This window comes from Hydrogenophaga sp. GW101-3F08, from assembly GCF_059424585.1.
Genome location: NZ_JBWKZP010000004.1, coordinates 205,476 through 221,983, shown reverse-complemented (window position 1 = coordinate 221,983; position 16,508 = coordinate 205,476). Strand labels below are relative to the sequence as shown.

Genomic DNA, 16,508 nt, shown 5'->3' with positions numbered 1-16,508 from the left:
CGGTCAGCGGGCAGGAGGCGCCAGCGCCGGGCCGATCATCGCCAGCGCGTCCACCCGCCAGTGGTGCAGTGCTTCGTAGAAACCTTCCCACACACAGCCGTTGCAGCCGCGCCCGCAGCAGGTGCTGGGTTCGGGCGGCGGTGGGCGCAGGGCGGTGTCCAGGTCGATGCCGCGCTGGCGCTGCGCCAGACCGCGCAGGTGGGCGATCAGCGCGTGCGCCGTGGGCAGCTCGCCCAGCGGCACGGCGGCGGGGTCGTGGCGCGCGAAGCGGGGCTGCTCTTTGCCGTCGAACAGACCCGAGGCGTTGAACATCGCCGCCGGCCGCACCCACAGACCGAAGCCGCCGTAGAGCGCGCGGTACAGCGTCATGCCTTGCAGCGTCTCGCTGCAGCGCACGGTGTCGGGATCGTTCGTCGGGCCGCCCCAAGAACGATCGCACCACCTCGGGGGGCCTGGCCAAGCCAGGGCTGGGGGTGCAATCACCTCGTACCAGCCGCCCTTGTAATGGCGGTACAGGCCGGGTGGCGTGGGGGTCAGCGGGGGCAGGTCCTGGTCGGTGGGGGCGGTCATGGGCGCGGGGGGAACGGGGCGGGGCCCCGAGTGTGCCAAACCCGGGCGGGGCTCAGCCGCCGCTGCCACTGCCCAGGCGGCCCATGCGGTGCGCCAGCTCCACGGCCGACTGCACCTGCAGCTTTTCGAAGATGTTGGCGCGGTGGAATTCCACCGTGCGCTGGGTGATGCCCAGGTGGTCGGCGATGTTCTTGTTGTAGTGGCCCGCCAGCAGCTCGGTCAGCACCTCGCGCTCGCGCGCGCTCAGCGCCGCCAGCGCCTGCTGGAACCGCAACCGGTCCTGCGATTCGGTGTGCAGCGTCACGGCGGCCTTGCGCGCGGCCTCCACCTTGTCCACCAGCAGGTTGTTCTGGAACGGCTTTTCCAGGAAGTCCCAGGCACCGTTCTTCACCGCGGCCACGGCCATGCTGACGTCGCCGTGGCCGGTGAGGAACAGCACCGGCCAGGGCCAGGGCAGGGCCTTGAGCTGTTCGAAGGTGGCCAGGCCCGAGAGCGGTTCCATGCGGATGTCGAGCAGCACCACGCAGCAGGCGTTGGGCACTTCGCCGCTGCGCAGGGCCTGCAGGAAGGCGTCGCCCCCGGTCCAGCTGCGCGTGGGCAGGCCGCGCGAATCGAGCAGCCAGGCCAGGCCTTCGCGGAAGTCCGTGTCGTCGTCGATGAGGTGGACAGTGGGGTTCATTGCAAGGGTAGCCACAGGGTGAATTCTGCGCCGTCCAGCGCGGCGCTGCGCTCCACTTCGACGCGTCCGTGGTGCGCCTCGACGATGGAGCGGCAGATCGCCAGGCCCATGCCCATGCCGCCGGGTTTGTGGCTGGCGAAGGCATCGAAGATCGTGCCCAGCTGCTCCGGGGGCACGCCCGGGCCGCTGTCGGCCACGCGCACGCCCACCATGCCGTCGCCGCTCACCAGATCCACCCGCACGCGCGCTGGCGTGCGCCCGCTGCGCGGCGCCCACTCGCCAGCGTTGAGCACCAGGTTGTGCAGCGCGTTTTCGAGCAGCAGCGCATCGGCCGGCACGGTGGGGCCGTCGCCCGGCGGCAGCTGCAGATCGAGCGCCACGCCCTCGGGCAACGGCGCACCCGCGGCCACCCGCGCCACGAAGGGCCGCAGTGCCAGGGGCTGGCGGGTCATGTCCTGGCGGCGCGCGAACGCGTTGACGCGCTGGATCACGCGGCCGGCCTTTTCGGCCATGCGTTCCATGCGCTCGACCACCGGCACGATGTCGTCGAACGCGATGCGCTGCTCGCGCATGCGGTTGAGCAGACCGTTGGCAAAGCTGCTGAGCGCGCCCAGCGGCTGGTTGAGCTCGTGTGCCAGGGTGGACGCCACTTCGCCCATGGCCACCAGCCGGCCCGAGGCTTCGAGCAATTCCTGCTGGCGCGCGGCCAGGCGCTCGATCCGCCGGCGCTCGGTGATGTCCAGCACCGACCCCACCCAGCCCACCACCTCGCCGCTGGCCAGCGCCAGCGGGGCGCTGTGCACCAGCACGTCGAGCCGGTGGCCGTCGTGGTGCTGCAGCTGCAGCTCGGTGCCGGCCTGTGCCGCGGCGTCGTCCGCGTGTCGGCGCATCTGTTCGAATTCATCCCCTTGCTCGCTCGGCCAGTACGGTGGTGTGCCGGCCTGTGCGGTCAGCTCCTGGGGTGTCCAGCCCACCAGGCGGCCGAAGGCGGGGTTGGCGTAGCGCAGGTGGCCGGCCCGGTCCCAGGCGCGCAGGCCCAGCGCGACCGAGCGCTCCATGGCGGTGCGCAGCGCCAGCTGGGTCTGCAGCCGCGCCTCGGCGCGCTGGCGGCGCTGGATGTCGCGCCACAGCGCCACCAGCGTCAGCAGCATGCCGGCCAGGCAGACCAGCGCCACCGCGAAAAAGGCGCGCGGCGCCAGCGGCGCCTGGCTGCCCTGCGACTCCACCCACAGCCCCAGCTGCGCACCGGGCAGATTGATGGGCGCGAGAAAGCGCGCCCCGTTCCCCGCCGGTGCCAGCGGTGTGGTTTCGTCGTCCAGCACCAGGCGGTGGTCTTGCAGGAACCAGGCCGGGATGAACGCCGTCAACACGGCGTCGACCGGCACCATCGCCACGGCGGCGCCCACGAAGCGGCCCTGCTCGAACAGTGGCACGGCCAGCCAGAGCTGGCGGCCCGGGCCGCCGTCGGCGCGTGCCAGCGGCCCGGCGTAGGCCGGGCGCTGCAGGCCGCGCGTGGTGTCGAGCATGGTGGCCAGGGCGGCGGCGTTGTGGGGCTGGCGCGCGGCCTCCTTCAGAAAGCCGGGCCATTGGTCGCTGGCCTCGGCCTGATCGGCGGGCAACCAGCCATGGGCCTCCACCAGGCCCGCCTCGCGCCACCATGGGCCGGTGAGCGGGGCCGCACTGGTGGCGCTCATCGCCTGCCGGGCCTGCAGCGCCATCACACCCAGATCGCCTTCCAGCCGACGGAAGTGGAACTGCAGGGTCTGGTCGAGCCACTCGGCATCGGCCGTGTGGCGGCGGTCTGCTTCACGCGCTTCCTCGCTGCGCAGGAACAGCACCATCGCCACCGCCGACGCGGCCACCAGCAGCAGCAGTGCGCCCAGCCAGGCGACGGCGCGGCGCGTGAGCGCCGAGGCCTGGCGCGTGTCCAGGTCCAGCGTTTGGAAGTCGAGCGTCGGTTCGGTGACCATGGTGGTGGGCTTGCCCGCTAGCATAGCGAGCATGGTCGCCCCCAGGAACAATGCCCCGGCCCGTTCGCCGCGCTGGCTGCGCCGTACGCTGCTGGGCGCTGCGTGCGCGGTGGCCGGTGGCGTGAGCTTGGCGGCCAAGCCGGCGGTGCTGCTGCGCTTCTCGCACGTGGTGGCGCCGGACACGCCCAAGGGCCAGATGGCGCTGCGTTTCCAGACGCTGGTGCACGAACGCAGCGGCGGCCGCATCCGCGTGGAGGTGTTCCCCGACTCGCAGCTCTGGGGCGATGACGACGAGATGGAGGCGCTGCGCCTGGGTGCGGTCGAGATGCTGGCGCCTTCGCTCTCCAAGTTCGGCAACGCGGGCGTGCCCGAGTTCGAGGTGTTCGATCTGCCCTACCTGTTTGCCGATCTGGCGCAGGTGCGGCGCGTGACGCAGGGCGCCGTGGGGCGCGGGTTGCTGCAACGCCTGGGCCGCCAACAGATGCTGGGCCTGGGTTTTCTGGACAACGGTTTCAAGCAGATGAGTGCCACCCGGCCGCTGCGCACGCCGGCCGATTTCCGCGGTCTGCGGGTGCGGGTGCAGGCCTCGCGCGTGCTGGCCGCGCAGATGCGGGCACTGGGTGCGCGACCGGTGGTGCTGCCGTTTGGCGAGACGCAGCGCGCGCTGGCCAGCGGCGTGGTCGATGCCGCGGAAAACCCGCTCTCCAACTTCCTCACCCAGGGCCTGGCGCCCTGGCAGCCGCACGTGACGCTGACGCAGCATGGCTACCTGGGCTACGCGGTGGTGAGCAACCCGCGTTTCTGGGCCAGCCTCTCGCAGGCCGACCACAGGCTGCTCGCCAGCGCGCTGGAAGACGCGCTGGCACACGGCAACCGGCTCTCGGCCGATCTGGATCGGCAGGCCCTGGCCATGCTGCGGCGCACGCCCGGCGTGCAGCTGCACGAACCCAGCGCCGCCGAACGAGCGGCGCTGCGCCAGGCGGTGCAACCGGCCTGGGATGGCCTGCGGCGCAGCCTGGGTCCAGGGCTGCTGAACGACGTGCGGAACGCGCTGATCACCGGCTGACCGCTGGCCGGGACCTCGGCGTACGTAGTACTACGACTGTTGAACGCCACAGTTGGCGTGCCCCGCCGTGGTGCGTATCGTCCCGCCTGTCCCGAACACGGGATGCCGGCCGGCGCCGCCACACGGTGCCTCCACCACGACAAGCCTCTCCTGGAGACAAACCCATGACACCGAGCACCGCGCGCAAGCCGTTTTACAGATCCCTCTACGTCCAGGTCCTGTTCGCCGTCACCGTCGGCGTGCTGCTGGGCCACTTCCACCCCGAACTCGGGGAGCAGATGAAGCCGCTGGGCGACGCCTTCATCAAGCTCATCAAGATGATCATCGCCCCCATCATCTTCTGCACCGTGGTGGTGGGCATCGCCGGCATGGAAGACATGAAGAAGGTCGGCAAGACCGGCGGCCTGGCGCTGCTGTACTTCGAGGTCGTGTCCACGGTGGCGCTGCTCATCGGCCTGCTGGTGGTGAACCTGATCCAGCCCGGCTCGGGCATGCACGTGGACGCCGCCTCGCTCGACACCAAGGCCATCGCGGCCTACACCGAGCCCGGCAAGATGAAGGGCACGGTCGATTTCCTGATGGGCGTGATCCCGAGTTCGGTGGTGGACGCCTTCGCCAAGGGCGACATCCTGCAGGTGCTGCTGTTCTCGGTGCTGTTCGGCTTCGCGCTGCACAAGTTCGGCGGCCGCGGCACCATGGTGTTCGACTTCATCGAGAAGAGCTCGCACGTGCTGTTCGACATCGTCGGCATCATCATGAAGGTGGCCCCCATCGGCGCGTTCGGCGCCATGGCCTTCACCATCGGCAAGTACGGCATCGACTCGCTGTTCTCGCTGGGCAAGCTCATGGGCACCTTCTACCTGACCTGCCTGCTGTTCGTGTTCGTGGTGCTGGGCATCATCAGCCGCCTGCACGGGTTCAGCATCGTCAAGTTCATCCGCTACATCAAGGAAGAGCTGCTGATCGTGCTGGGCACCTCGTCCAGCGAATCGGTGCTGCCGCGCATGATGGAGAAGATGGAAAACCTGGGCGCCAAGAAATCGGTGGTCGGCCTGGTGATCCCCACCGGCTATTCGTTCAACCTGGACGGCACCTCGATCTACCTGACCATGGCCGCGGTGTTCATCGCCCAGGCGACCGACACGCCCATGACGCTGGTGCAGCAGCTGACCCTGCTGGCCGTGCTGCTGCTCACCTCCAAGGGCGCGGCCGGCATCACCGGCAGCGGTTTCATCGTGCTGGCCGCCACGCTCTCGGCCGTGGGTGGTGTGCCGGTGGCCGGCCTGGCGCTGATCCTGGGCATCGACCGCTTCATGAGCGAGGCCCGCGCCCTGACCAACCTGGTGGGCAACGGCGTGGCCACGCTGGTGGTGGCCAAGTGGACCGGCGACCTGGACATGCAGCGTTTGCAACAAGGGCTGGACCAGCCCACGGTGCAGGAGGCGCAGGAACCCGAAGAAATCCTGGACCGGCAAGTGGTTCACATGGCCGTTTCCAAGGCCACAAACTGAGCGCACCCTGCCCATGAAAACGGCCCCCTTGTCCGGGGCCGTTTTTTCTTTTGTCACCGTTGGCGTCAAGCCTTGCCGTTGTTGTCGTGCGGGGTGGAGACCAGCACGTCGCACACCGCCTCGGTCAGCACGTGTTGGGTCACGCTGCCCAGCAGCAGCTCTTCGGCGGCCTGGCGGCCGTGTTTGCCGATCGCGATCAGGTCGCAGCCGCGTTCGTTCGCCTGCTGCAGGATGTGCAGGGGCGCGTCGCCTTCGGTCAGGCTCAGCGTGAACCGATCGGGCAGCAGGCCGCTGCGGTCCACCAGCGCCTGCAGGTGGTCGCTCGCGTCGATGCGCGCGCGTTCGCGGTAGTGCTCCAGCGTGGCGTCGTCCACGCCGGCGAAGCGCAGTTTTTCCTCGAACGGAATGGAAAAGCTGTGCATCAGGATCAGGTGGGCGCCTGGCGCCACCGCGCCCGCCACGACGATGGCCTGCTCCGACCACGGTGAAAAATCCAGCGGCACCAGCACGCGCTGGTACGGCGCTTCGGCTTCGGTGCGCACCACCAGCAGGGGCCTCTCCGTCTGGTGCAGCAGGCGTTCGGCGGTGGTGCCGATCAACAGGTGGTGCAGCGGGTTGGCACCGCGCGCGCCCACCACCACCAGCCCCGCGCCCAGGGAGCCGGCCTGCGCGCAGATCGTGCGCACCGGCTGGCCGGTGGCCAGATGCGGCTGCGCGGGCGCGTGGCCCTGGGCTTCCAGGCGCTGCACCTCGTCGAGCAGGCTCTGGCGCGTCTGTTCGGTCATGCGCTCCTGCCACTGTCCGCTGTTGTCCAGCCAGGCGTGCATGCCGTCGAACAGGCTGTTGTTGATGACGTGCAGCAGGTGCAGGCCCGCGCCACACTCGCGGGCGATGAGCGCCGCGCGCAGGGTGGCGCGCGCCGAGGCCGCTGAAAAATCGGTGGCGGCAAGGACGGACTCAAGCGGGAGCTGGTGTCGGGCGTTCATGGTGGGGCTTCCTCGGCGCTGGCATAGAGGGGCGGACCGTGGCCGCATTGTCGGCGCAAGCCGCGCCGCGTGGGCATGGGATCGACGCACGGTTGCGCGCGCTGGCGTTGCGCCACGGCGGCCGCCCCATGAGCGTGCGGCCGCTGCCGTGCCCCATCCAGGCGTGCGTGCGGCGGGCGGTCAGGCCGAGGGGGGGTGCGGTGCTCGGTGCTCTGTGCGGAGCGGCGAGGCAAGGCCCGCCACCGGCAGTGTGGCGTGGGGCAGGGCCGGCACCGGGGACCGGCCAGCCTGGCCCGCCTGCCAGGCGTTCAGCCAGGCCGGCAGCGTCTTCGACGGGTCGTCGCCCAACCCGCGCACCACGCAACCCCCGGCCGCGCCCGCTTCGGCCACCGCCCGCAGTTGCTCGGGCGCCAGCACGCCGCCAATGCCCACCACGGGCGCGGGGGCCATGTGGGCCCACCAGGCCAGGTTGTCCAGGCCTTGGGGAAGCCAGGGCATGTCCTTGGTGGTGGTGGGCCAGACCGGACCGCAGGCGATCAGGTCGGGCAGCAGCGCCGCAGCACGGCACAGCTCCCACAGGCTGTGCGAGCTCAGGCCGAGCATCACGCCCTGCTCGCGCGCGGCCCGCAGCTGTGCGTGATCGGCGGGCGTGAGCGCCAGCAGATCTTCCTGCCCCAGGTGCAGCGCGCGCGCGCCGGCCCGCAGCGCGAGCTGCCAGTGGTCGTTGATCACCAGCGTGGCGCCAGCCGCTTCGGCGGCGTGGCGGCTGCGGGCGATGGCGTCGTGCAACTGCCGCGACCACATGGTGTCGTCCAAGCCGGTCGGGCGCTTCATGCGCAGCTGGATGGTGGGCACGGTGGGGCGCGCGCGCAGCACGGCCTGCACGCGCTCGGCGCTGTCCACGATGGCGTAGACGCCCGGGTCCCTTGCGCGCTCGCGCTGGCGCCAGGTGGCGGGCGCCAGCGTGTCGAGCGATAGGCGTGGCAGCAGCGTCGGGTCGTTGCCGAAACCCGGCTGCGCGATCACAGGCCCGGCACCCGCGCCCACGGCGCGTGCGTGGCGCATCGCGTGGGTGGTCGCCATCTTGGCGAGCACAGCGGCGTCCGCCGTCACCCAGCCCAGTGCGAGCGCTGCCGCCAGCGACGAGGCGAAGGTGCAGCCGGTGCCGTGGTGGTTCGGGGTGTCTACGCGCGGCAGGCTCAGCCAGCCATGCGCGTGGGGCGATTGCAGCCAGTCGTTGGCCAGGGTGTCGCTGGCGTCGCCCCCGGTGATGCAGACGGTGCCCGCGCCCAGTGCCTGCAGACGCGCGGCGAGCGCGGGCGTGTCGGCGGCGCGGCTGTCGCTCGGGGTCGGCTCGGTGTTGGCTCCGCCCAGGCCGAGCAGGGCCGCGGCCTCGCGGCGGTTGGGTGTGATCACCGTGGCGCGTGGCAGCAGCTCGCTGCGGTAGGCGGCCAGCAGTTCCTCGCTCGCGAACACCGCGCCGGTGCTGGCGCGCAGCACCGGGTCCACCACCAGGGCCACCGGGCCGCGCTCGCGCAGCCGGTCCACCATCTGCGCCACCACGCGCGCGTTCGCCGCACTGCCCAGCAGGCCGGTCTTGATCACGCGCGGTGGCATGTCGTCGGCCAGCGCGTCCAGCTGGGCTTGCAGCAGCGCGGGCGACACGGCCTCGATGTGTGTCACCGCGGTCGTGCTCTGCGCCGTGACGGCCGCGACGACGGGGCACAGGTGCACGCCAAAGGCGTCGGCCGCGCGCTGGTCGGCCGAGAGGCCGGCGCCACCGCCGCTGTCGGTGCCGGCGATGCTCCAGATCACAGGTGTCATGTGGGTTGTCCTAGGGCGCCGGAGCGCGACCTGTTGCGCATGCCACAACGCAGCCCAGAGGCACCGAGGAACCGGCTTTGCCGGGCCTCAGGTGCCGCCCCCCTCCCGCCACAGGCGAGCGAGGGGGTGACGCGAAGCGGCGCGGGGGGTGATTCACTGAATCAGGAAGGGGTGTCCGCTGACGGGCGTGCTCGCCACCGCCATGTCCTGCGGCGCCATCACGCCGGCCTCGAACGCGCCGCGTCCGGCTTCGATCGCCTGGCCGAAGGCGCGCGCCATGCGCACCGGGTCCACCGCCTGGCTCACGGCGGAGTTCAGCAGCACGGCGTCGAAGCCCAGCTCCATCGCCGCGGCCGCGTGCGAGGGCGAGCCGATGCCGGCGTCCACCACCAGCGGCACGCCGGGCAGGCGCGCGCGCAGGGTGCGCAGCGCAAAGGGGTTGATGAGGCCCTGGCCCGAGCCGATGGGCGCCCCCCAGGGCATCAGCACTTCGCAGCCCGCGTCGAGCAGGCGCTGGCAGGTCACGAGGTCGTCGGTGCAGTAGGGGAAGACCGCGAAACCGTCTTTGGTCAGCTGCGCCGCCGCCTCCACCGTGCCCCAGGGGTCGGGCTGCAGGGTGTGCTCGTCGCCCACCACTTCGAGTTTGATCCAGTGCGTGCCGTACAGCTCGCGCGCCATGTGCGCCAGCGCGATGGCTTCGCGCGCGGTGCGGCAGCCGGCGGTGTTGGGCAGCAGTTGTGCGCCGCGCTCGCGCATCGCCGTGCGGATAATGTCGATGAAGCCGTTGTCGCCCCCGGCCGCCAGCGTGCGCTTGAGGCCCACGGTGACCAACTGCGTGCCGCTGGCGGCGATGCTCTCTGCCAGCACCTGCGGCGAGGGGTAGCCCGCCGTGCCGAGCAGGAAGCGGCTTTGCAGTTCGACGCCGTAGGGCGCCCAGGTCTGAGTTGCGTTGCTCATCGGTCTAGCCTCCAACGATGGCTTGAAAGGTCAGCACGGCGTCGCCAGCTGAAAGACGCGTTTGAGCACGCAGCGATCGCGGCACGAACTCGCCGTTCACCGCCGTGGCCACTTTGTTGACGTCCACGCCTTGTGCATCCAGCAGCGCAGCCAGCGTCAGGCCTTCGGGGCAGGGCAGGGTGTGCTCGTTGAAGCGCAGTTGGGCTTCTTGATGGGTAAGGGTGTCTGGCATGGGCATTCCTTGGGTGAACCTGGGTCAGTGGTTCTGGTGTGACTCAGGCGTTTGCTCAGGCGTGCCCCTCACCCCAGCCCTCTCCCCAGAGGGGCGAGGAAGTGAAGGCCCTTCTGTCGCGAGGGTGGTGTGATGGCGTGAAACCCCCTCTCCCGCTTGCGGGAGAGGGTTGGGGTGAGGGTCTTCGGGTGCGCGAGACGCGACATCCACCTGAGTCAGCGCATCCTCCACCAATGCCGGCGCCAACAGCCAGCCATGCCGAAACAGCCCATTGATGCGCAGCAGGCCGGGTTCCACGTGGGTACGAGGTTCGTTGTCGGGCAGGGCGGGGCGCAGGTTGGTCTCCAGGTGCACGATGCGCGCCTCGGCCAGCTCGGGGATCACGCTCTGTGCCGCGGCCATCAGCTCCACCGCGCTTTTGAGGCTCACCGGCGAGCGGTCTTCGCTCTCGATCTCGCTGGCGCCGATGACGATGTGGTCACAGGGGCGCGGCACGATGTAGACGCGGTGGCGCGGGTGCAGCAGGCGCACCGGGCGGTGCAGCGTCACGCCCGGGGCCTGCAGCCACACCACCTCGCCGCGCACGCCACGCACCGGCGCGTCGGGCCGGGCGCCCACGCCGCGCACGTCGATGGCCAGGTCGAAGCGCGGCGACGATCCGTCTTCCAGCCGCAGCTGCCCCGGGGTCACCTCGCGCACCCGGGTGTTCCAGTGCCAGCGCACGCGGGGCGATGCCGCGCACAGCGCCGGCAGCATCTGCAGCGGCAGGATCTGCCCCTCGCCCGGCAGCAGCCAGGCGTGCAGGCGCGGGTCGATGCTGGGTTCCAGCGTGGCCAGGGCCGCGCGGTCCAGGGCCTGCGGCGTGGGCAGCCCGGCGGCCAGGGTCGGCGCGGTCTCCAGGCGCGCGAGCACGCGGCGCGCGGCGCCCAGGTCGCTGCCGTGGGCCAGCAGCAGACTGCCGAGCGCACGGAAGTGGATGTCGGCCGGCGCCGCTGCGCCGGGCGCACAGGCGGTGCAGGTGCCGCAGGCCTCGGGCAAGGCGCTGGCCGCCAAGGGCGCGTGGCTCAGCGCCTCGGCAATCTCGCGCCACAGCCCGATGGAACGCCAGCCGAGTTCGGCGACACGGGGACCGCTGGTTTCCAGCTCGGCGAGCGGGCTGAGCATGCCCGCGGCCGTGAACGCCGCGGCGCCCCGGCCGTCGCTGGTGGCCTGCGGCCCATTGGCCGGGTCGAACACGGTGACCTCGTGTGTGGCGCTCAGCCGCCAGGCCAGCAAGCGGCCCAGCAGGCCGGCCCCTGCAATCCCGATGGACGCCATGGCTCAGCCCTTCGTGGTCAGCGAGGACACGGGGACGTAGAACTCGCCACCCACGGCCTTGAACTCCGCGCTCTTCTGCGCCATGCCCTCGCTCAGCGCCTGCTCGTCGCTCACACCCTTGGCGGCGGCGTAGTCGCGCACGTCCTGCGTGATCTTCATGGAGCAGAACTTCGGCCCGCACATGGAGCAGAAGTGCGCTTCCTTGCTCGAATCCTTGGGCAGGGTTTCGTCGTGGTAGTCCTCGGCGGTCTGCGGGTCCAGGCCGAGCGCGAACTGGTCGCGCCAGCGGAATTCGAAGCGCGCCTTGCTCATGGCGTCGTCGCGGGCACGGGCGCCCGGGTGGCCCTTGGCGATGTCGGCCGCGTGGGCCGCGATCTTGTAGGCAATGATGCCCTGCTTCACGTCGTCGCGGTCGGGCAGGCCCAGGTGTTCCTTGGGCGTCACGTAGCAGAGCATGGAGGTGCCCATCCAGCCGATCATGGCCGCGCCCACGGCCGAGGCGATGTGGTCGTAGCCGGGTGCGATGTCGATGGTCAGCGGGCCCAGGGTGTAGAACGGCGCCTCGTGGCAGTGCTTCAACTGCTCGTCCATGTTGGCTTGGATCAGGTGCATGGGCACGTGGCCGGGGCCTTCGATCATGGTCTGCACATCGTGCTTCCAGGCCACCTGGGTCAGCTCGCCGAGCGTCTTGAGTTCGGCGAACTGGGCTTCGTCGTTCGCGTCGGCGCCGCTGCCGGGGCGCAGGCCGTCGCCGAGCGAGAAGCTCACGTCGTAGGCCTTCATGATTTCGCAGATTTCTTCGAAGTGCGTGTAGAGGAAGTTTTCCTTGTGGTGCGTGATGCACCACTTGGCCAGGATCGAACCGCCCCGCGAGACGATGCCGGTGCGGCGCTGCGCCGTGAGGTGGATGTAGGCCAGGCGCACGCCGGCGTGGATGGTGAAGTAGTCCACGCCCTGTTCGGCCTGCTCGATCAGCGTGTCGCGGTAGATCGCCCAGGTCAGGTCTTCGGCCACGCCGCCCACTTTTTCCAGCGCCTGGTAGATCGGCACCGTGCCGATGGGCACCGGGCTGTTGCGCACGATCCAGTCGCGCGTGGTGTGGATGTTCTTGCCGGTGGACAGGTCCATCACGTTGTCGGCGCCCCAGCGGATCGCCCACACCAGCTTGTCCACTTCTTCCTCGATGCTGGAAGTCACGGCCGAGTTGCCGATGTTGGCGTTGATCTTGACGCCGAAGTTGCGCCCGATGGCCATGGGCTCGACCTCGGGGTGGTTGATGTTGGCCGGGATGATGGCGCGGCCGCGCGCCACCTCGTCGCGCACGAATTCGGGTGTGAACACCTCGGGAATGCGCGCGCCCATGGGGTTGCCGCGCAGGCGCGCTTCACGCGCCGGGTCGCCCAGGTACTCGCGCATCCACTCGCGCTTGCCGTTTTCGCGCAGGGCCACGTACTCCATCTCGGGGGTGACGATGCCTTTGCGCGCGTAGTGCATCTGCGAGACGTTCATGCCGCTCTTCGCGCGGCGTGGCGTGCGCTGCAGGCCGGCGGCCTCGGCGCGCAAGGCCTCGATGCGTTCGATGGTGGTGCCGTTGTTCTGCGCTTCGTTCTTCACGCCGTCGTCCAGCGCGGCGCGCTGGCGGCCGGTGTAGGTCTCGGTGTCACCACGCGCCGCGATCCAGGCGCCGCGCACGTCGGCCAGGCCGGTGCGCACGTCGATGGCGGCGCTCGGGTCGCTGTAGGGACCGGAGGTGTCGTACACCGTGATCCGTTCGCCGTTGCTGAGCAGGATCTCCCGCATGGGCACCTGGATGCTGGCTTGCGAGCCGGGCACGTAGATCTTGCGCGAGGCGGGGAAAGGCTCGCGGCTGAGCGCGAACTGGTCGGCGAAGGGAATCTTGTCGGGGGCGTTCATGGCGGCGGTCTCCTGTGTGGGGCTGTGGATGCTCCGGAGACCGCCCGTCAAAACATGCACCCGGGCCCACTGGTGGCGTGGACGGACCCGTCGCGCGAGGGACGGGCCGGGGATGCAGGCCCTGGGGGCTGCGCTCTTCTTTCGCTGGTACTAGCCAGATCAAGTTCACGGGTTCGGTTTTTCAACCATCTCAGCGCTGGACCTTTCGGTCCGTGCACCCCGGAGCAAGGCGCAGTATAGCGGCGCGGGCCCGGTGTGTGGATGGAATGCCCTGTGGGCGGCGGGGTTGGGCGCCTGGTGGACTCCATCTGTGGCCTGGGGGTCCAGACGGGCGCTTTTTCCCCCATACACATTCCGCTCGGATCGGGCTGCCAGTGCACCACCAGCATGCCCCCCGGCGTTGATCGTCGAAGAGAATATGCGGCCGCCCGGGTCGGAGGCGGTATCACCAGAGGGAGGAACGATGAAGCGATTGTTGTGGCTCGGCGGGTTGGTCGCGGTTTTTTATGGACACAGCGAGTGGGCGCTGTCGAAGAGCCGGGCGCTCGGGTGGATCGAGGCGCACGAACAGGCGGTGTTCGCGATGAAGGAGGGCGTCTGTGACGACTTCGCTTTTGATGTGAACGTGAACATCCGCGCGGGTCACCCGAAGGGGGAATGGCAGGTGGATGGCGGCAAGAACTATGTGTGCGATTACGTCCGGGCCTCCAACGCCCACGTCCGGGTGCTCAAGCCGGCCATCGACACCCGCACCGAGCTGGTCAGCCTGGAACGCTCCGATTTCCCCTGGATGACGGCCAAGGTCAAGGTGCGGCAAATCACCACCTTCACGCTGCCGGGCCTGCGCACGCTGAACGAGGTGGGTGAAACCACCTACGTCTTGCGGCGCACCGTCCGGTCGCTGCAGATCGCCGAGATGACGTCTCGCAGCGAGGGCCAGTTTCCCCGTTGACCGTGCACGTGGGCGGCCCGCCTTTTTGCTCTGCGACAATGCGCGGCCGCCCGGGTTGAGGCGGTTTCAAAAAGGGGAAGAGGACATGAGAAAACTGTTTTGGCTCGGTGTGCTGGCGGCTGCGTTCTATGGACACAGCCGCTTTGTCTTTTCTGCGCCGAGCATGATGAGCTGGATGCAGACGCAGGACCAGATGATGCTGCGAGGCGAGGATGGGATGTGCGACGCCTATGCGGCCGATCTCAAGGTCGACCTGCGTTCGCAGACCGCCCGGGGAGAGTCACAGTTTGTGGGCGGCAAGGAGGAACTGTGCGAGTACCTGAAGGACGCCAGCGCGGCCTTCCGGGCGACCAATGCATCGGTGAACAACAACATGGAACTGGTCAGCATCGAGCCCTCCGGCTTCCCCTGGCTGTCGGCCACGGTCAAGCTGCGGCAGTCCACCACGGTTCGCATGCGGGGCCTGCCCGCCATCACCGAGGTGGCCGATACCACCACGGTGGTGCGGCGCACGTTCAACGGCCGGGAGATCGCCAGCATCGACTCCAGCAGCGAGGCGTCGCTGGGTCAGTGAGCGTCTGAGTCTCCAACGGTGAGGCGATCATGAAAATAGCAGTCGTGGGGGCCGGGATCGGCGGGTTGGCCTTGGCCAGTCTGGCGGTGCGAGCGGGGCACCAGGTGTGTCTTTGGGAGCGCTTCGAGCAGCCCCGGCCTGTGGGCTCGGGGCTGGTGATCTAGCCGGTCGGTCTCGCGGTGCTGGACCGGCTTGGAGTGGGCGATGCGGCGCGTGCGCTTGGGGCACCCATTGCGCGCATGCAGGGGCATCTGGGCAGCGGCCGTTCGGTGCTGGATGTGTCTTACCGGCCGCACGCTCCCGGCCTGGCCATGCACCGTTCTGCCCTGTTCGGGGTGTTGTGGCGGGCCGCCCAGGCGGCGGGCGTCACGGTGCGTACCGGTGCAGAGATTCGTTCGGCGCCCTGGGTGGGAGGTCGCCGCAGCTTGCGTCTGGCGGACCAGCAGACGGTGGATGACGTGGACCTGGTGGTGGACGCCAGCGGCGCAGGCTCCTGCCTGTCGCCGTTGCAGGCTCGGCCGCTGAGCTACGGGGCCATTTGGGGAACGGTTGCTTGGCCGGCGCATGCCCGCTTGCCCATGGACGAGCTGCGTCAGCGTTACCGCGCGGCCAGTCGCATGGTGGGCGTGCTGCCTGTGGGGCAGATGCATGAGGGCGATGTGCATCGGGCGGCGGTGTTCTGGTCCATGCCCGCCGATGCTTTGAGCGCGTGGGGGCAAACGCCGTTGGACGCCTGGCGCGCCGAGGCGGTTTCTCTGTGGCCCGAGATGGCGCCTTTCGTGGAGCAGATCACCGAGGTGGGTCAGATGACGCCGGCGCGTTATGCGCACGGCACCTTGCGACAACCCCACTTCCCCGGCCTGGTGTTCATTGGCGACGCAGCGCACCGCGCCAGCCCGCAACTGGGGCAGGGCGCCAACATGGCCCTGCTCGATGCCTGGGCCCTGTTCAATGCCTTGCAGCGGTACCCGCTGGACGAGGCCTTGCCGCGCTACGCGGCCATGCGCCGCTGGCATGTGCGCATGTACCAGTGGATGAGCGCACTGTTCACGCCGATGTACCAGTCCGGCAGCCGGGCCTTGCCACTGCTGCGCGACCACCTGCTGGCGCCTTCCACCCGCTTGCCCGGCGTGCCGCGGCTGCTCACCGCGCTGGTGTCGGGGGACTTGTTGGCGCCGGTGTGGGGGCCGTCGCGCTGAGGCGCTGGGTGGGCGCGAGAGCCTCACGCCGAAGGCGCGGTCGCCTGCGTGTCGCATACGGAAAACGCCAGGAACATCGCCTCCACCTCGCTGGGTGAATGGGGTCTGGCGCTGCCCAGCCACCAGACGAGCAGGTGAAACAGGCTGCCCGCCAGCATGTCGGCGCGGGCGTTGGCCAGGGGCGCTTTTCTGCTGCCGCGCGGCGGCTTGGGCGGGCTGAACAACGAGACCAGCAGGTCCTGGAAGTGCGCTTGTACGGCGTGGCTGGAACGGCGGCCGAGCAAGGCCCTGAACACCTCTTGCTGTTCGTGCACATGGTTCAGCAGGCCTGGTAGAAACGGGAAAGGGCTTGCGGCTTCGTCCTTTGTATCCAGATGGGAGAGCAGGTGTTCCTGCAGGTCGCTGAAGGCTCCGCGCAGCAGCGCGGTCTTGTCGGTGTAGTGAAGGTAGAACGTGGACCGTCCGATGTCGGCGCGTTCGCAGAGCGTGGCCACGTCGATGTGGTCCCAACCGACTTCGGGCAGCAGGGCCAACAGGGCGTCGCGCAAGGCCCTGCGCGTGCGGTGCACGCGGCGGTCTGCGCGAGGCGCTTGCGTTTTGGCGGCAGGCGCCGCGAGGGTCCTTATGCCAGATGGCGATCTGGGCTTTGGCTTGGCGTTGGCCGCTGGTTTCTGCACACATCCCCCGGTGTTGTTCATAACTTGACGCCCGTGCCGTGAGCTGTGCGAGCGCTGGGTGGCTTTTCTGATCAGGATTG

Annotated in this window: 16 protein-coding genes, 1 pseudogene and 1 riboswitch; of the genes and pseudogenes, 6 read left to right on the top strand and 11 right to left on the bottom strand. The window is 69.7% G+C overall.

The window, feature by feature from the left end; translation table 11 throughout:
- Positions 1–3: 3 nt before the first annotated feature.
- The 4 genes and pseudogenes from AC07YZ_RS13190 to AC07YZ_RS13175 all read right to left on the bottom strand — a co-directional run bounded on the left by AC07YZ_RS13190 (position 4) and on the right by AC07YZ_RS13175 (position 3,252).
- Positions 4–243: an oxidoreductase-like domain-containing protein gene (locus tag AC07YZ_RS13190; protein WP_413465801.1), complete on the bottom strand. Its 240-nt coding sequence runs from the start codon at positions 241–243 to the stop codon at positions 4–6.
- A gap of 15 nt (positions 244–258) precedes the next feature.
- A pseudogene (locus AC07YZ_RS13185) lies at positions 259–570 on the bottom strand (DUF1653 domain-containing protein); the annotation flags it as partial.
- 52 nt (positions 571–622) lie between these two features.
- Positions 623–1,249, bottom strand: a complete 627-nt coding sequence (locus AC07YZ_RS13180) for a response regulator transcription factor (protein WP_494795067.1) — start codon at positions 1,247–1,249, stop codon at positions 623–625.
- Positions 1,246–3,252: an ATP-binding protein gene (locus AC07YZ_RS13175; protein WP_494795066.1), complete on the bottom strand. Its 2,007-nt coding sequence runs from the start codon at positions 3,250–3,252 to the stop codon at positions 1,246–1,248. Before AC07YZ_RS13175 ends, AC07YZ_RS13180 begins: the two co-directional genes overlap by 4 nt.
- Here AC07YZ_RS13175 and AC07YZ_RS13170 point away from each other — a divergent pair.
- The gene (locus AC07YZ_RS13170; protein WP_494795065.1) at positions 3,251–4,285 is read left to right on the top strand and encodes a DctP family TRAP transporter solute-binding subunit; all 1,035 of its coding nucleotides are present in this window, start codon (positions 3,251–3,253) and stop codon (positions 4,283–4,285) included. The two genes, AC07YZ_RS13175 and AC07YZ_RS13170, sit on opposite strands and share 2 nt — an antisense overlap.
- A gap of 164 nt (positions 4,286–4,449) precedes the next feature.
- Entirely contained in the window at positions 4,450–5,796 is a 1,347-nt protein-coding gene (locus AC07YZ_RS13165) for a dicarboxylate/amino acid:cation symporter (protein WP_226492017.1), read from the top strand.
- A gap of 65 nt (positions 5,797–5,861) precedes the next feature.
- On the opposite strand, the gene AC07YZ_RS13160 is transcribed toward AC07YZ_RS13165, so the two are convergent.
- From AC07YZ_RS13160 to thiC, 6 genes are all read right to left on the bottom strand, one after another.
- Positions 5,862–6,782, bottom strand: a complete 921-nt coding sequence (locus tag AC07YZ_RS13160) for a universal stress protein (RefSeq protein WP_494795064.1) — start codon at positions 6,780–6,782, stop codon at positions 5,862–5,864.
- Between the two features lie 180 nt (positions 6,783–6,962).
- Positions 6,963–8,606, bottom strand: coding sequence for a bifunctional hydroxymethylpyrimidine kinase/phosphomethylpyrimidine kinase (gene thiD, locus AC07YZ_RS13155; protein WP_494795063.1), 1,644 nt, complete (start codon positions 8,604–8,606; stop codon positions 6,963–6,965).
- A gap of 153 nt (positions 8,607–8,759) precedes the next feature.
- Positions 8,760–9,563 (bottom strand): thiazole synthase, encoded by an 804-nt coding sequence (locus tag AC07YZ_RS13150; RefSeq protein WP_494795062.1) that lies wholly within the window; start codon positions 9,561–9,563, stop codon positions 8,760–8,762.
- Between the two features lie 4 nt (positions 9,564–9,567).
- Positions 9,568–9,795 carry a sulfur carrier protein ThiS gene (thiS, locus tag AC07YZ_RS13145; RefSeq protein ID WP_226492021.1) on the bottom strand — a complete coding sequence of 76 codons (228 nt, stop codon included), beginning with the start codon at positions 9,793–9,795 and terminating at the stop codon, positions 9,568–9,570.
- Positions 9,796–9,819: 24 nt separating this feature from the next.
- Positions 9,820–11,112: an FAD-dependent oxidoreductase gene (locus tag AC07YZ_RS13140; protein WP_494795061.1), complete on the bottom strand. Its 1,293-nt coding sequence runs from the start codon at positions 11,110–11,112 to the stop codon at positions 9,820–9,822.
- 3 nt (positions 11,113–11,115) lie between these two features.
- The gene (gene thiC, locus AC07YZ_RS13135; RefSeq protein WP_494795060.1) at positions 11,116–13,026 is read right to left on the bottom strand and encodes a phosphomethylpyrimidine synthase ThiC; all 1,911 of its coding nucleotides are present in this window, start codon (positions 13,024–13,026) and stop codon (positions 11,116–11,118) included.
- Positions 13,027–13,145: 119 nt separating this feature from the next.
- Positions 13,146–13,258, bottom strand: a riboswitch (TPP riboswitch).
- 231 nt (positions 13,259–13,489) lie between these two features.
- Between thiC and AC07YZ_RS13130 the strand changes: the two genes are divergently transcribed.
- The 4 genes from AC07YZ_RS13130 (at position 13,490) to AC07YZ_RS13115 (ending at position 15,751) form a co-directional block, all read left to right on the top strand.
- Positions 13,490–13,978, top strand: coding sequence for a hypothetical protein (locus AC07YZ_RS13130; protein WP_494795059.1), 489 nt, complete (start codon positions 13,490–13,492; stop codon positions 13,976–13,978).
- An 85-nt stretch (positions 13,979–14,063) separates the two neighbouring features.
- Positions 14,064–14,552: a hypothetical protein gene (locus AC07YZ_RS13125; protein ID WP_494795058.1), complete on the top strand. Its 489-nt coding sequence runs from the start codon at positions 14,064–14,066 to the stop codon at positions 14,550–14,552.
- A gap of 29 nt (positions 14,553–14,581) precedes the next feature.
- Positions 14,582–14,716 (top strand): NAD(P)-binding protein, encoded by a 135-nt coding sequence (locus tag AC07YZ_RS13120; protein ID WP_494795057.1) that lies wholly within the window; start codon positions 14,582–14,584, stop codon positions 14,714–14,716.
- Between the two features lie 15 nt (positions 14,717–14,731).
- Positions 14,732–15,751, top strand: a complete 1,020-nt coding sequence (locus AC07YZ_RS13115; RefSeq protein ID WP_494795056.1) for an FAD-dependent oxidoreductase — start codon at positions 14,732–14,734, stop codon at positions 15,749–15,751.
- 23 nt (positions 15,752–15,774) lie between these two features.
- Here AC07YZ_RS13115 and AC07YZ_RS13110 read toward each other — a convergent pair whose 3' ends face one another.
- A complete protein-coding gene (locus AC07YZ_RS13110; protein WP_494795055.1) occupies positions 15,775–16,320 on the bottom strand; it encodes a TetR/AcrR family transcriptional regulator in 546 nt (181 codons plus the stop codon).
- Between the last annotated feature and the right edge of the window lie 188 nt (positions 16,321–16,508).

Coding starts and splice junctions, on each gene's coding strand:
- thiS (WP_226492021.1), bottom strand. CDS start 9,795: ATGCCAGACACCCTTACCCATCAAGAAGCCCAACTGCGCTTCAACGAG.
- AC07YZ_RS13130 (WP_494795059.1), top strand. CDS start 13,490: ATGAAGCGATTGTTGTGGCTCGGCGGGTTGGTCGCGGTTTTTTATGGA.
- AC07YZ_RS13160 (WP_494795064.1), bottom strand. CDS start 6,782: ATGAACGCCCGACACCAGCTCCCGCTTGAGTCCGTCCTTGCCGCCACC.
- thiC (WP_494795060.1), bottom strand. CDS start 13,026: ATGAACGCCCCCGACAAGATTCCCTTCGCCGACCAGTTCGCGCTCAGC.
- thiD (WP_494795063.1), bottom strand. CDS start 8,606: ATGACACCTGTGATCTGGAGCATCGCCGGCACCGACAGCGGCGGTGGC.
- AC07YZ_RS13165 (WP_226492017.1), top strand. CDS start 4,450: ATGACACCGAGCACCGCGCGCAAGCCGTTTTACAGATCCCTCTACGTC.
- AC07YZ_RS13170 (WP_494795065.1), top strand. CDS start 3,251: ATGGTCGCCCCCAGGAACAATGCCCCGGCCCGTTCGCCGCGCTGGCTG.
- AC07YZ_RS13180 (WP_494795067.1), bottom strand. CDS start 1,249: ATGAACCCCACTGTCCACCTCATCGACGACGACACGGACTTCCGCGAA.
- AC07YZ_RS13150 (WP_494795062.1), bottom strand. CDS start 9,563: ATGAGCAACGCAACTCAGACCTGGGCGCCCTACGGCGTCGAACTGCAA.
- AC07YZ_RS13140 (WP_494795061.1), bottom strand. CDS start 11,112: ATGGCGTCCATCGGGATTGCAGGGGCCGGCCTGCTGGGCCGCTTGCTG.
- AC07YZ_RS13125 (WP_494795058.1), top strand. CDS start 14,064: ATGAGAAAACTGTTTTGGCTCGGTGTGCTGGCGGCTGCGTTCTATGGA.
- AC07YZ_RS13120 (WP_494795057.1), top strand. CDS start 14,582: ATGAAAATAGCAGTCGTGGGGGCCGGGATCGGCGGGTTGGCCTTGGCC.
- AC07YZ_RS13175 (WP_494795066.1), bottom strand. CDS start 3,252: ATGCTCGCTATGCTAGCGGGCAAGCCCACCACCATGGTCACCGAACCG.